General features: G+C 48.2%; 12 protein-coding genes. 10 read left to right on the forward strand and 2 right to left on the reverse strand.

Annotated features, from left to right (window positions below):
- The first annotated feature begins 23 nt into the window (after nucleotides 1-23).
- The 7 genes from H164_RS0109480 to H164_RS0109510 all read left to right on the forward strand — a co-directional run bounded on the left by H164_RS0109480 (nucleotide 24) and on the right by H164_RS0109510 (nucleotide 8106).
- Entirely contained in the window at nucleotides 24-1232 is a 1209-nt protein-coding gene (locus tag H164_RS0109480) for a GDP-L-fucose synthase family protein (RefSeq protein ID WP_019968398.1), read from the forward strand.
- Between the two features lie 15 nt (nucleotides 1233-1247).
- On the forward strand, nucleotides 1248-2243 hold the full coding sequence (locus H164_RS0109485; protein WP_025829894.1) for a type I phosphomannose isomerase catalytic subunit: 996 nt from the start codon (nucleotides 1248-1250) through the stop codon (nucleotides 2241-2243).
- Nucleotides 2244-2676: 433 nt separating this feature from the next.
- A complete protein-coding gene (leuS, locus tag H164_RS0109490; protein ID WP_019968400.1) occupies nucleotides 2677-5586 on the forward strand; it encodes a leucine--tRNA ligase in 2910 nt (969 codons plus the stop codon).
- Nucleotides 5587-6549, forward strand: coding sequence for a YitT family protein (locus H164_RS0109495; protein ID WP_008565662.1), 963 nt, complete (start codon nucleotides 5587-5589; stop codon nucleotides 6547-6549).
- Nucleotides 6546-7157, forward strand: a complete 612-nt coding sequence (locus tag H164_RS0109500) for a non-canonical purine NTP diphosphatase (RefSeq protein WP_019968401.1) — start codon at nucleotides 6546-6548, stop codon at nucleotides 7155-7157. The genes H164_RS0109495 and H164_RS0109500 overlap by 4 nt, the downstream gene beginning before the upstream one ends.
- Nucleotide 7158: 1 nt before the next feature.
- Nucleotides 7159-7662, forward strand: a complete 504-nt coding sequence (locus H164_RS0109505) for a hypothetical protein (protein ID WP_008565660.1) — start codon at nucleotides 7159-7161, stop codon at nucleotides 7660-7662.
- A gap of 15 nt (nucleotides 7663-7677) precedes the next feature.
- Nucleotides 7678-8106 (forward strand): hypothetical protein, encoded by a 429-nt coding sequence (locus H164_RS0109510; RefSeq protein WP_019968402.1) that lies wholly within the window; start codon nucleotides 7678-7680, stop codon nucleotides 8104-8106.
- A gap of 165 nt (nucleotides 8107-8271) precedes the next feature.
- On the opposite strand, the gene H164_RS0109515 is transcribed toward H164_RS0109510, so the two are convergent.
- Complete coding sequence (locus tag H164_RS0109515) at nucleotides 8272-8964, reverse strand: hypothetical protein (protein WP_248616196.1); 693 nt, start codon at nucleotides 8962-8964, stop codon at nucleotides 8272-8274.
- 148 nt (nucleotides 8965-9112) lie between these two features.
- A complete protein-coding gene (locus tag H164_RS0109520; RefSeq protein ID WP_019968404.1) occupies nucleotides 9113-9532 on the reverse strand; it encodes a hypothetical protein in 420 nt (139 codons plus the stop codon).
- Nucleotides 9533-10096: 564 nt separating this feature from the next.
- On the opposite strand from H164_RS0109520, the gene porZ reads away from it, so the two are divergent.
- The 3 genes from porZ to H164_RS0109540 are packed head-to-tail and all read left to right on the forward strand — an operon-like array spanning nucleotide 10097 to nucleotide 15020.
- Nucleotides 10097-12148 carry a type IX secretion system anionic LPS delivery protein PorZ gene (gene porZ, locus H164_RS0109530; RefSeq protein ID WP_019968406.1) on the forward strand — a complete coding sequence of 684 codons (2052 nt, stop codon included), beginning with the start codon at nucleotides 10097-10099 and terminating at the stop codon, nucleotides 12146-12148.
- Nucleotides 12124-13584, forward strand: coding sequence for a hypothetical protein (locus H164_RS0109535; RefSeq protein WP_026356328.1), 1461 nt, complete (start codon nucleotides 12124-12126; stop codon nucleotides 13582-13584). The genes porZ and H164_RS0109535 overlap by 25 nt, the downstream gene beginning before the upstream one ends.
- Entirely contained in the window at nucleotides 13581-15020 is a 1440-nt protein-coding gene (locus tag H164_RS0109540; RefSeq protein WP_019968408.1) for an oligosaccharide flippase family protein, read from the forward strand. Before H164_RS0109535 ends, H164_RS0109540 begins: the two co-directional genes overlap by 4 nt.
- Nucleotides 15021-15215 lie beyond the last annotated feature (195 nt).

A 15215-nucleotide genomic window follows, 5' to 3' on the forward strand; every position in this document is an offset into this window, starting at 1 on the left:
AATAAGGTGTAAGCAACGAGAGTATGACATTAAATAAAGACAGCAAGATTTATATTGCAGGCCATCACGGGCTCGTGGGCTCTGCCATTTGGAAGAATTTAGAGCAACGTGGCTACACAAATCTGGTGGGACAGAGTCACAAAATGCTTGACTTAACGGACCAAAATGCCGTGAAACAGTTCTTCAATGTCACCCGACCTGATGCCGTAGTTTTGGCCGCTGCGTTCGTCGGAGGCATCATGGCTAACTCGCTTTATCGCGCAGATTTCATCATGCAGAACATGAAAATGCAATGCAATGTGATTGAAAACGCTTACAAATATGGCGTGAAAAAGCTGCTATTCCTTGGCTCCACGTGCATCTATCCCAAGAATGCACCGCAGCCGATGCGCGAAGATTGCCTGCTCACTTCACCTTTGGAATACACCAATGAGGAGTATGCTATCGCCAAGATTGCAGGACTTAAGATGTGTGAAAGCTACAACTTGCAGTACGGAACCAACTATATTGCCGTCATGCCTACCAATCTTTACGGACCCAATGACAACTTCCATTTGGAGAATAGTCACGTGATGCCGGCCATGATGCGCAAGGTTTACTTGGCCAAACTCATTCATATTGGCGACTGGGATGCCCTGCGTAGCGATATGAATAAGCGTCCCATTAATCCCCCAAACAGCCTCCGTGAGGTCATAGGGGCAGGCAATGTAGATGGCAATAGCACGAAAGAACGCATGCTGAAAGCCCTGGCTTTCTATGGCATCGAGGACAATCGGGTGACGCTATGGGGCGACGGTAGCCCGCTAAGGGAGTTCCTTTGGAGCGAAGATATGGCCGATGCCAGCGTGCATGTGCTGCTGAATGTCGACTTCAAAGACATCATCGGCATCGACAAATACTCCTCCGTTTGCTACGGAGCAAAGGCAAATGGAGTCGTTGACCGCAACAATTCGGAAGGCCGGGGCGGTGCTATTCCGTCGTTAGGTGAGATAAGAAACTGTCACATTAACGTAGGAACAGGCAAGGAACTCTCCATTCGTGAGCTGGCAAACTTGGTTGTTCAGGCGGTCGATTTCAAGGGAGAAATCGTCTGGGATGCCTCAAAACCCAACGGAACCCCACGTAAACTCATCGACGTGGAGAAGCTGCATCGCCTCGGTTGGACACACAAAGTGGAAATCGAAGAAGGCGTGAAAATGCTCTATGAGTGGTATCGTGGGCATCTGAAATAACCAATGCATAATGATATGGAACATTTTTATCCACTGCTTTTCGAGCCCAATCTCCACGAAACCGTGTGGGGCGGAGACCGCTTAACCACTTGGAAAACCCTTCCGGCCCACGCATCTCCCGTGGGAGAATCATGGGAAGTGAGTGCCGTTCCGTCGAGCATCGGCATCGTAGCCAACGGCCCTTACAAGGGCACAGACCTCGTTTCGCTCATCAACCACAGCCCCGAAGCCATCTTGGGTGGCCAAGTTTCGCGGCAATACAAGGGGAAAATGCCGCTCTTGGTGAAGCTGATTGATGCGCAACGTGACCTGAGTATTCAGGTCCATCCCAATGACGAAATGGCGCAAAGGGTGCATGGTAAGTTCGGAAAAAGCGAGATGTGGTATATCATTTCAGCTGATCCCGGCGCTTATCTTTACGTGGGGTTCAACCGCAAAATCGATGAAACCGAATACAAACAACGCATTGCCGACGGCACCATCACCGACGTATTGGCCCGCCACGAGGTGCATCCGGGCGACGTGTTCTACATTCCTGCCGGTCGTGTTCACGCCATCGGGGCCGGCATTCTGCTGGCCGAAGTGCAGCAAAGCAGCGACCTTACCTATCGCATCTACGACTATAACCGACCCGGAATGGACGGAAAACCGCGCGAACTGCACACGGATTTGGCCGCAGAAGCCCTCGATTATCATGTCGAAAGCAACTATCGGGCGCACTATTCCCCCACAGATGAGGGAGCCGTCTCCATGCTTTCAACCCCTTATTTCACGATAGATTTGGTCGAAACATCAGTGCCTTTCCACCGCAATCTCACCCAACATGACAGCTTTGTCGTCGCCATGTGCCTCGCCGGCGACTGCAAAATACGCGTCAGAACAACGGGCGATGAAGTCCTGTTGCACGAGGGGTTCAGTTGCATGATCCCTGCCGTTGCGGCCGATTACGACCTCATTCCCGTGACCGGACACACTAAAGTGCTCGACGCCTACATTGCCAACAAGCCGTAAGGCACATGTTTCAGTTAACAAGTTGGCGATAAACAAGTGAACAAGTTGCGTGCGACAATCAACTTGTTCACCCATCTACGCGTTAACTATCAACTGCAATGTGAGCGGACGCACGGCCCGTCCGTCCCTACATATATTCAATCGGAAAGAGGCATCGGCCACATTGATAACCAACGACTTACACCTTGCGCCTTCATCTCACCCATTTTACCGCACAATATGGGCCATATTACCGTGCAATATGGCTGGAAATACCGCGCAATAAGACTGATATTGCAACGCCATCTTATGGCTGTAAAAAACGGGTGGTATGGAATTATCCGTTGTGCATGATAATTTCTGAATTAAAAACATTACCTTTGTAGACATTATTTCATGATGCGCACGGGCGAAACACAAAAACAAAGGAATAAAAATAAAACAAAACAGGCAAATGGATTACAACTTCAGTGAAATAGAAAAGCGATGGCAGCAGGCTTGGGCAGCCAACCGGACCTACAAGGTGACGGAAGACAAGTCGAAAAAGAAGTTCTATGTGCTCAACATGTTCCCTTATCCGTCGGGGGCGGGACTGCATGTGGGCCACCCCTTGGGCTACATTGCGAGCGACATCTACGCACGCTTCAAACGATTGCAGGGTTATAACGTGCTCAACCCCATGGGATACGATGCCTATGGTCTGCCTGCCGAGCAGTATGCCATTCAAACGGGCCAGCATCCTGCCCTCACCACCGAGACAAACATCAATCGCTACCGAGAGCAGTTGGACAAGATTGGCTTCTCGTTCGACTGGGACCGCGAAGTACGCACCTGCGAGCCGGGCTATTATCACTGGACACAGTGGGCATTTGAGAAGATGTTCGACAGCTTCTTCTGCAATGAATGCGGGCAGGCGCGCCCCATTGCCGACCTCGTCAGGCACTTTGAGGCCGTAGGAACCGAGGGTGTGGACGCCGCCGAGACCGAATCGCTTCACTTTACGGCCGAGGAATGGAAGGCCATGAGCGAACATGAGCAGCAGAAAGTGCTGATGAACTATCGCATTGCCTATCTGGGAGAGACGATGGTCAACTGGTGTCCGGCCTTGGGAACGGTGCTTGCGAACGACGAAGTGGTGAACGGTGTGAGCGAACGTGGGGGCTATCCCGTCGTTCAGAAGAAGATGCAGCAGTGGTGTCTGCGTACTTCGGCCTACGCACAACGCCTGCTCGACGGACTGGAAACCATCAACTGGACCGACTCTATCAAGGAAACACAACGCAATTGGATAGGACGTTCGGAAGGAACGGAGATGGAATTCAGATATTTCACTCCCAATTCCGCCCCGAAGAGGGAGGGGAGTAATGAGCCTAATATGCCAGGCACAGAAGACCATTTCACGATTTTTACGACGCGGGCCGACACGATTTTCGGCGTCACGTTCATGGTATTGGCCCCCGAGAGCGAGCTGGTTGAGAAGCTGACAACGCCGGAACAGAAGGCCGAAGTGGCCGAATACCTTGCCTATGTGAAGAAGCGCACCGAGCTCGACCGCATGAGCGACCGCAAAGTGACGGGGGTTTTCAGCGGAAGTTACGCACTTAACCCTTTTACGGGAGACAAATTGCCCATTTGGATTTCTGAATACGTGCTCGCAGGCTATGGAACCGGGGCCATTATGGCTGTTCCTGCACACGACAGCCGCGACTATGCCTTCGCCAAACACTTCAATCTGCCGATTATTCCGCTGATAGAGGGGGCCGACGTGAGCGAAGAGAGCTTCGATGCCAAGGAAGGCATCGTGATGAACTCGCCACGTGAGGGCGTAAAGACGCCCGATGGGTTCAGTCTCAACGGCAAGACGGTGAAAGAAGCCATTGCCGCCACGAAGGAATTTGTGACGAAACACGGGCTTGGACGTGTGAAAGTGAACTACCGCCTGCGTGATGCCATCTTCTCGCGCCAGCGTTATTGGGGCGAACCGTTCCCGGTTTACTATAAGGATGGGTTGCCTTACATGGTTCCGGAGGCGTGTTTGCCGCTCGAACTGCCCGAAATCGACAAATACGAGCCCACGGAAACGGGCGAACCTCCGTTGGGACGCGCCAAGAAGTGGGCGTGGGACGAAGCCAAGAAACAGGTGGTAGACAAGGCACTCATTGATAATAAGACCGTATTCCCGCTCGAATTGAACACCATGCCGGGCTTCGCTGGCAGCTCGGCTTACTACCTGCGCTACATGGACCCACACAATGCGCATGCCCTTGTGGGCAAGGCAGCCGACGAATATTGGCAGAACGTAGACCTCTACGTGGGCGGAACGGAGCATGCAACGGGCCATCTTATCTACAGTCGCTTTTGGAATAAGTTCCTTTTCGACTGTGGCGTGAGTTGCAAGGACGAGCCTTTTGAGAAGCTCATCAACCAAGGTATGATTCAAGGACGGTCCAACTTTGTCTATCGTGTCAATAGCGACGACCACTCAAAGGCCCCGGTTTTCGTTTCAAAAGGGCTCAAAGACCAATACGACACGACCCCTATCCACGTGTGGGTAAACCTTGTGAAGAACGATATCCTTGATACCGAGGCCTTCAAACAGTGGCGTCCCGAATACAACAACGCCGAGTTTGTCTTGGAAGACGGCAAGTATGTCTGTGGTTGGGCCATTGAAAAGATGTCGAAGAGCATGTACAACGTGGTCAACCCCGACGATATTATCAAGGAATATGGTGCAGACACGCTGCGATTATACGAGATGTTCCTTGGTCCGGTAGAGGCCGCCAAACCTTGGGACACCAATGGTATCGACGGATGTCACCGTTTTCTCAAGAAGTTTTGGAACCTTTTCTGGGAGCGTGGCAATGAAAACAAGTTGATAATCGACGATGTTGAGCCCTCGAATGAAAGCCTCAAGAGCGTACATCGGCTCATCAAGAAAGTGAGCGAGGACATTGAGCGGTTCAGTTACAACACTTCGGTTTCTGCTTTTATGATTGCCGTCAACGAACTCGGCCAACAAAAGTGCCACAACCGCCGGTTGTTGCAGACCATGGTTGTTTTGTTGGCTCCGTTTGCGCCCCATATAGCCGAAGAACTGTGGCATGTTTTGGGCAACAAAGGAACCGTTTGCGATGCCGAATGGCCGAGTTTTGACGCGGAATATCTCGTGGAAAACGACGTGCAACTCACCATTAGCTTCAACGGAAAGGCCCGTTATCAGAAGACATTTGCGGCAGATACCGACAATGCCACCATCGAAAAAGAAGTGAAAGCCGACGAGCGTAGCCTGAAATATCTTGAAGGTAAGCAGATTGTAAAGGTGATTATCGTTCCGAAGAAAATCGTTAATATAGTTGTTAAATAAATGTTTGAGAAGATCAAATACTGGGACGAGGTAAAGGACTACCTCTTCATTACGCTCGGTATCATGATGTATACCGTGTCGTTCACCGTGTTTCTCATGCCTTATCAGATTGTGGCGGGCGGCGTAACGGGCTTTGCGGCCATCATCGACTATGCAACGGGCTTCCATATCCAGAACACTTATATCATCATCAACATGGCGTTGCTCGTGGTGGCACTGAAAGTGTTGGGCTTCAAGTTCATGTTCAAAACCATCTACGCCATCTTCCTGCTTTATTTCATGCTGATTGTGGCCCAAGACATCATTCCCAAGCAGCCAAACGGCTACCCTATCAAGCTGTTGGGCGAAGGTCAGGACTTCATGTCAATGGTCATCGGTTGCATCATCACGGGATTGGCGCTGTCTACCGTGTTCTTGCACAATGGTTCCACGGGCGGGACGGACATTATCGCTGCAGCTGTCAACAAGTACCATAATGTCTCGCTCGGGACCGTGTTGATTGCGATTGATTTCTGCATCATTGGCAGCTGTATGTTCTTTCCGCAGTTCGGAACCTACTTGGAACGGGCCCACAAAGTGATGTTCGGTCTGTGCGTGATGACGCTCGAGAACTTCTCACTCGACTATGTTATGAACGCAAGACGGGAGAGTGTGCAGTTCATGATCTTCTCAAACAAGTATCAAGAGATAGCCAATGCCATCGGAATGGAGACCGGACGCGGCGTAACCATACTCGATGGGCACGGCTGGTACACGGGAAAGGAGATGAAAGTGCTGTGTATTCTGGCCAAGAAGCGTGAAAGTACCGACATCTTCCGGCTCATTAAGTTTATCGACCCCAATGCTTTCGTCAGTCAAAGTAGCGTCGTCGGTGTCTATGGAGAGGGCTTCGACGAGATGAAAGTCAGGATAAACAAGAAGCTCGAGGCCACAAAACACAAACATAAACACTTGGAAACATGAAGATTGTATTTGCAACCAACAACCTACATAAGCTCGATGAAATCCGAAAGATACTCGGGAAGTCATTCGAAATCGTCTCTCTGAAAGACATCGGTTGCGATGTTGACATTCCCGAAACGGGGACTACGCTCGACGAGAATGCCCACTTGAAAGCCAAATATGTCTACGACCACTACAGGCTCGACTGCTTTGCCGATGACACGGGGCTGGAAGTGGAGGCCTTGGGTGGCGCACCGGGCGTGTATAGTGCCCGTTATGCCGAGCAAGATGACCACAACAGCGAGGCAAACATGGCCAAATTGCTGCACAATATGGCCGATATTACCTGCCGAAATGCCCGCTTTCGCACGGTAATATCACTCATTCAACACGATGCCGACAATCCCCTTCGCTATCGTGAGTCGCTCTTTGAAGGCATTGTTGAGGGGCAGATTGCCACCGAAAAGCGTGGCACGGCCGGCTTCGGCTACGACCCTGTATTCATTCCCAACTGCTATGCCAAGAGTTTTGCTGAACTTGGAGAGGCAATCAAGAACAAAATCAGCCACAGAGCAAGGGCCGTGGAGAAGTTGAAAAGTTACCTCTCCTCGTTTCTTAAGGTGAAGTGAAATGAATAAGTTAATACCTATATACATTCTTGTAATTGGGACAATCCTCCTTTGTGGTTGCACATGTCACTTTCCTGAAAAGGTAGAACGGTATATTTCACGACATGACATACTGGATGACAAGGGGAATGGTGAGTTGGATTTACGAAAAGCATTGGATATAGACTATGACACGATGTATGTTTTTTGTTCATTTACTCCGTTAAACGGCGTTCAAAACATCATTGGAATAAAAGACTATGGGGACTCAGAAGACCCTTATACGGCACTTATTGCGTCGGATTCTGGAATGTGTAGAATTATTTTCATAAAGAACAATAGCGTTGTATATGAGGATGATTATTACTATTACAAATATAGGTTAAGTCTGCAATTCGAAACCTTTCGCAAAATAAAAGGAAATGGTATCTTTGATGGCCAATCGATTTCCGTATATGGCTACATATCTACAAAACACCATTTCACGGTAAGCAGAGGTTCGGATGATGAATACATCATGAAATAAACAGTACTTACATAAATGAAAAAGGGGTTGGTTCTAAATACGGCATATAACGACTTTATTCTTGATGCTGATATTTCAAATTATTTGTATAAGAACCATACAAAAGAGGTTTACAAAGAATCTACATTCACAAATTGTTCTTATCATTTTTATGATGATGAAATAGATGTCTGGTGCGATAGTGACGGACGAATCAATACGATTCGGTGTGCTTTTTCTTGTTTTTATCAAGGAATAGAATTAATCGGCCTTCCATTTCAAGCCTTTTTATCTGCAATTCGTGTCCTTCCCGATAATTATGAGCAAATATATTTATTAGTTAATGGGCGTGGACAAAATCAACATGTTTATGATTTTTCAACCATAGGATTGCAAGTTTGGGTATGGAGACAAAAAATCAAGAGTGTGTTGATTTATAAAGTGATTGAGGAGAACGATGAATGAGAAGGAAAATGAAAAGAAGTAGTCTTTTATTTGTATTTTTATGGCTCACTTATATTTGCGTCGCTCAAACGAATAATACAGTATCCGGCCTTCTGAAAGGTTCAATTACCCTATAAAAAGAATAAAATTGAGTTATAATGACGTGAGTTCGCCATAATGGTTTCACTATTCTTGATAGTCAAAAGTTATAACTTTTGCTGAATTAAAATCAGAGAAGTCTTCAACGAAATTAGGATAATATATCAAAGTGAGTATGTTGTCTTTTATTTTCATTTCTACAGAATACATCATAGGATTGTCAAAAGCGAAAATAGCCTTCTTTTCTTTTGTGAAAATATTGTATGCAAACAAAGTGTCTGCACTCATGTACAAACAAAACGAACCACTATCGTCAAAACAGACGGCCTCTGAGTTTTTTAGATTTCTCTCTATACAATCTGATTGTAACTCGGTTGTATTAAAATATTGAATTTCTCCTACAGTAGAAAAATCATCTGCATTTTGATATTTAGTAATGGGAATGATAATCCCTGTAGTCTTCTTTGAATTATACTGAATTTTTCCAACAGATAAAATACTGTCTATTTGATAGACAATATTCTTATCTTTGTCTATTTTGAGTCGAAAGTAATTGGCTTCTCCCTTATTCAATGACACAAGTGGCTGTAAGATGCAACTTGTTCTTTTATTGATATGGATTATCTTGTATCCTTTTAAATCAATATATGAGATTCCAAAGGATTTAAGTAGCGTATCCCTTTCCATCGACTGCCGAATCTTAACAGAAGGAACTTTGTGGAACGAGCTACAACCTATGCAACATGCCATTGTAATAATAAGCCATAAATATTTCACCATAGATAAATTAAACTGCTGTTTTTGTCAGACTTCCTTTGCTCATGTTTTCAGTCCTTTTCTGTAATAGCCTGTCTTTTGAGTATATTATCAGATCACTTTGGAGCATAAAGAAGATGTTTATTCTTATAGATATCATTAATTCATTTAGTCAACAGAATGCTACATCATAAGCACCAATCTCAACGATTTTGAATTCATTGCCTTGCTTGTGTATTTTTATCCCACAACCATGTTCTTCTTCATGTTTAATCCAGTACCCTAAGCCATATAGTTCTGGCTCATTCTGTTCAAACAAGACGTATATTGCTATTAGTTCGATATCCAAATCTTCGATGTCCAAAGCGTCATTCCTTTTGGAGACATACTCTTTTGCAGCTCCAAACGCAATGCCATTCCAACGATACCATTCATTAAGAAATCTGGCAATTCTATCTTTGTAATTATTAGTAAGTTCTTCTTCTGATGCATTTAAATCATCAGATAAGACTAACTGTACACTCTTTAACCCTTCGATAAAGACCATCATGGTCAAATTATCTTCAAAATTAATATCTTCTCCTTTGATCATCGAAACATTCATTATGTTAAGTCCGGCAAATTTAGAATAATGCGAACTATATGCCTATTGTTCTTTGCACCTTGATGCATGGCTTCTTTGAAAACAAGTAATATACAGCAATGGTTCATCGCTGTGCGTGTTGCTGTCATTGTCGTTTACATATTCATTTGTTTTTAGTGCTATTTTCTTTCATCCCAATAATTAGGGGAGCTGTTAATCTTTTCCGAAGTAGCCTTTCATCACAACAAAGATGGTAAATATTTGTCTATTACGCAAATAAACATACGTTTATTTTCTTGTGAATTGTATTTTAATCCCAATAAGTACAAGGAGGTTTACAATGAATCTACATATAGTGAGTCCGACGGACGCACATTAAATATCGTGTGATGGCACAATTAACAGGCTCATATATTAGGAAATTCTAAAAGAAAACTATAATTTTGTAGCATCAAGTTGAGCGTTCTTCGTTCAACTCCGCACTTAATTGAATATCAATCAAAGTATAACCTGCCTGAATATGGGGAATACAGTAATAGGAAAAGAACGCTATCGTTCCTTAAACCATTAGTCATGACAAAGACCATTAAACGCTATTTTCATCAAACCTTTCGCGATTTCCACAGCATATCCCTCTCCTTCCGCTTCGGAATGGCGTTGGGGGTGGGGCTTTTCCTGCTCCTTTCCTCCTTCACTTGGCGTTCCTACCTCTCTTACTCCACGCCACAGCAAATCGTTCAAGCCGACGGAGGGCTCATTTACGTGTTGGCCAGCAACGGACTCTATGCTTATAACACCAAAGATCAAAGCGTACGCACGTTCGACAAGGTGAACGGGCTCTCCGATTGCAACATTTCGCACATCGCTTACAACAAGGTCTCGCACCGATTACTGATTGTTTATGCCAATCAGAACATTGATTTGATGGACCGTTCAGGCGAAGTGACTAACCTCAGTGCCTATCATAACACGACGATGACGGCCGACAAGACCGTCAATAGCATTTATCTCTCGGGCCGTTACGCCTATCTGGCAACGGGTTTCGGCATCGTTAAGCTCAACACGGCGGCCGTTGAAGTCAGTGATACCTACAATCTTGGCTTCTCGGTCGACTATGTTTATATCCGCAACAACGCGTTCTTTGCGGCCTCAGCCAAGCAAGGTGTCTACTCGGCCCAGCTGACTTCGAACCTTGCCGACAGGAACAACTGGCACCGCGTGGGCAATTATGTGGCCCCGACTCCTGAAGATCAATCCGCACTATGGGCGAAAGTGGCCAACGCCAATCCCGGAGGTCCGCGCTATAACCACTTCGGTTTCATGCGTTTCCACAAGGGAAAGCTCTACACTTGCGGTGGTTATGGTGCACCTTTCAGGCCGGGAACGATACAAGTGTTGGGCGGAAACACGTGGCAAATCTATGAAGACGCGGCGCAAATCCAACCGAAAACCGGGCTAAGCTATCAAGACATCTATTGCATCGACATCGACCCGAAGGACGAAAACCACCTTTTTGCCGGTGCACGTAACGGACTTTATGAATTTCAAGACGGGCATTTCAAAGCCTTTTACAATCATAAAAATGCTCCGATCGGCTTTTCCACCAACGACAAAAGCAAGGAATACGAGTTGGTGACCGGCCTGAAATTCGATGCCAATGCCAGTCTTTGGCTCTTCAACAGCCAGTCGCAAACCGCCTCATTGCTGCAATATTCCGATCAGAAATGGACCACTCACACCGCCCCTGCACTGATGAGTTTCAACGGAAGAAGCCTTGCCAACGCCGAAAAACTCATGTTCGACAGTCGCGGTCGCCTGTGGTTTGTCAACAACAACTGGACACTTGCCTCGCTCTACTCCTATCAACCGGAAAGCAAAACGCTGCATGCTTTCACCTCATTCACAAATGAAGACGGGACTACATTGAAGGAATTGTGGAACGTGCGCTGTGTCGTTGAAGACAAAGAAGGCAACATCTGGATCGGAACCAACGTGGGGCCACTGATGCTTCCCCCCAATCAATTCGACAGCAACAGCCCGGTTTTCCAGCAAATAAAGGTGCCCCGCAACGACGGAACAGGCTATGCCGACTATCTTCTCAGCGGCGTTGACATCACAGCCATGGCCATCGATGGGGCCAACCGCAAGTGGTTTGCTACCAATGGCAACGGGGTTTACCTCGTCAGCAGCAACAACATCGAAGAGCTGCGCCACTTTACGGCAGAGAATAGTCCGCTACTTTCCAACGCCATTGAGAGCATTTCCATCAACGATGTCACGGGCGAAGTGTTCTTCGGCACTGATCAAGGACTGTGTTCCTGCAGGGCCGACGCTACAGAAGCACAGGAAGAAATGACCGAAGCGAGCGTTTATGCCTATCCAAATCCTGTCCGACCGGACTATACGGGGCCGATTTATGTAACCGGACTCACCTATAATGCCGACGTGAAAATTACGACTTCCAACGGAACCCTCGTGAAAGAGGGGCGCAGCAACGGCGGACTTTTCACATGGGACGGCTGCGACAAGCAGGGGAAGCGAGTGGCTTCGGGCATCTATATGGTCGAAACGGCCACGCAAGACGGTAAGAAAGGTGTCGTATGCAAGATTGCAATCCTCAACTAAATCTATCCGATAGGCTGTCACGACAATGGGCAGTGTGGCTCATTGTCCTTACAATTCCCGTCGTATGCTATGGGATTACTCTCCTCATGCCCACCTTCGACGACTTCACTTACTTTACGGCTCCCTACCCAAAGAGCCTTTCTGAGCGACTCATTCCCTTCGGTTCGTATTGGCGTCCCTTTGATGCATTCTTCGGATATTTCATCGAACGCCACGTCGGACTGTTCCCCTTGGCCAACCATCTCTGCGTCTTCGCGGGCCATATAGGCAACACCTTTTTGCTATATCGGCTTTTGGAGCGACTGAAGGTCGGCCCTTTGGCCCGCAATTTCGGGCTGCTTTACTTCTACATGGCACCTGGAGTGCTGGGGACGGTCTTGGATATCGACTCCCTCAACCAGACCTATTCCCTGCTGTTCGACCTCATGGGATTGCTTTGTTTTGTTACTTTAGAAGGGCGATGGCGGCTTGTCGGGTGGATAGCCTGCACGTATGTGGCGACCCTTTTCAAGGAAAACGGCATCATGTGGTTTGTCATCACGCCGCTGTTGGCAAGCATGTTCCTTCACTGTTCAAAGAAAACCATCTTCCGTTTTGTGGCCGTCGGCATGTGCTGTGCCCTGCTTTATGTCGCTGTCCGGTTGAGTTTCCCGGTCAACCACATCCCTTTCAACCATGAATATACAGAAACGACGTTCGTTGCAAAACTCAAAGACCTCTTCGCTTTCATTGGTCTGACCTTCCTACCTTTGGACTATGTGGCCCTTGTTCACGACAGAAACTATCTTTGGGCCGCTTGTTCAGCGGTGCTCACGCTGTCTTTTTTCGGCTATGTTTCGGTCAAAAACCACCGGACCCTACTCGGGAAAATAGGGCTCCTCCTGCTGCTTTGTGTGCTCATTGCGGCCGCTCCCCATCTCGCAACCGTTTTTACGGCGATGCATGCTTACGGCCTGATGCCCCTGATGGCCCTGCTGTGGGCACTCATCATCAACCGCCTTCCGCGCAAACCGCTCCTGCTTTCGCTGATGACACTAAGCCTTTTCACGATAATCCTCATCGATTTGCACCACTGGAATGAGACCCGTTTGTCGGGACAACGCCAAGAACGGCTTTCCAAACAAGCGCTCCGTGTGTTGGGAGCGCCTGTGGATAGCGTTTTTAGTATCAACGTTGTCGATGACTATCGCAAGTATTCCACCTTCTGTGTGCGCCCAACCGACGCCTTTGCATGGGGGAACGGCGTGCAGTTGATGACTGCCTATCGCTGGCCAAAAACATGGGAAGATGTCTCCATTCCCGAGGAACAACGTCGCCGGGTGCCCGAAATTGCCGACAGTGCCTACCGCGTGGGCTTCCGAAAAGTGCTGCTCATCAGCCATGAAACGGTGACACTCGTTGCCAAAAGAAACGCTCAAGACAAGCAAGAACCATGAAACCGACCGATAACAACAGCTATCGACATATTCTGAAATACACGGGTATCTTCGGAGGTGTGCAGGGATTGAACATTCTCATGGGCGTGGTGCGCAATAAGATCGTGGCCGTGTTGCTGGGAACCGACGGCATGGGGCTCATTTCGCTGTTCAACAGCACGGTAAGGCTCGTGTCCGACGCCACCAATCTCGGCCTTTCCATGAGTGCCGTCCGTGAACTTTCGGCGGCTTATGAGCAGGGAGACAAGCTGATTTTGCAGCAGAAAATACGGATTATCCGTACATGGAGCCTGCTCACTGCCCTTGCCGGAATGCTTGTTTGCATGGTTCTCGCACCGTTGTTCAACCGTTTCACTTTCGCTTGGGGCGACCATACCCTGCATTTCGTCGCACTTTCACCGACGATAGCCTTTCTTTCGCTCGCAGCGGGCGAGACTTCGATTCTCAAAGCTACCCGACAACTGCGTCGACTTGCCCTGCTTTCCGTCTATGGTGTGCTGGGTGCGCTCCTCACCTCCGTTCCCTTGTTCTACATCTGGCGGCAGGCAGCCATCGTTCCCGCCATTGTCATCGCCGCAGCTATTCAACTTTTGCTGGTCATCACGTTCTCCCTGCGTCTTTATCCCCTTGACATCAGGTTCAACCGCCGCACCCTTCGCGAGGGATATGGCATGGTGAGCCTCGGTGTGGCATTCGTTATGGCGGGGATTTTGGGCAGTGCGGCCGACTTCATCATTCGAAGTTACCTCTCACATGCAGGGGAACTCCACACCGTGGGCCTTTATAATGCGGGCTTTATGGTCACGATGACCTATGCCGGCATGGTTTTTCATGGCATGGAGACCGACTATTTCCCGCGACTTTCAGGGGTTAAGCACACCGGAACCACGCTCAACATACTCGTCAACCGCCAGATTGAGGTCAGCATACTGCTCATTTCGCCGCTTCTGGTGGCCATGACGGTGGCCCTTCCGCTCCTTGTTCCCCTGCTTTTCAGCCAAGAATTCGGGCCCGTCATCGGCATGATGCGTGGCAGCATCCTTGCCATGTACCTGCGTGCGCTGTCGCTTCCCATTGAATATATCGCCCTTTCGCGTGGCAATTCCCGTGCCTATCTCGTGCAAGAAGGCTTTGCCGCCGTCCTACTTGTCGTGTCTGTCGTTACGGGTTTCCACTTCGGAGGCCTCACGGCCACAGGCTATTCCATCACGTTTGCCACGCTCTTGGAACTCATTTTCGTGCTCTTTCTCACCTATTATAAGTATGGTTACCGCCTGTCCCGGCGTGCTTTTCGGCTCATGCTGCTGCAAACGGGGCTCGGTCTCGCCACGCTTCTTGCCGTTCTCGGCCTCAATGGCCCCGCTTATTGGCTCGTCGGGGCCGCGCTTGTCGGCGTGAGTGGGACCCTGAGTTGGCGACTATGCCGCCCAACATAGGGCCTCCCGCCCCCTTTGTCTGCCTAATCGGTTTCCCATCTCAGCCATTTTGCACGACAAAAGAGCCGACTCTTTATAACTCTTTGATTATAAGCACTTATAAAATTGGAAAAAGGAAAAGGGTTACGATTTGGTTACTACTCAAATTCCCCGGACTTCCTTGATTTGCTGTCGTTTCAAACAACTCTTGTTATT

The sequence above is a fragment of the Segatella maculosa DSM 19339 = JCM 15638 genome, assembly GCF_000382385.1.
GTDB lineage: Bacteria > Bacteroidota > Bacteroidia > Bacteroidales > Bacteroidaceae > Prevotella > Prevotella maculosa.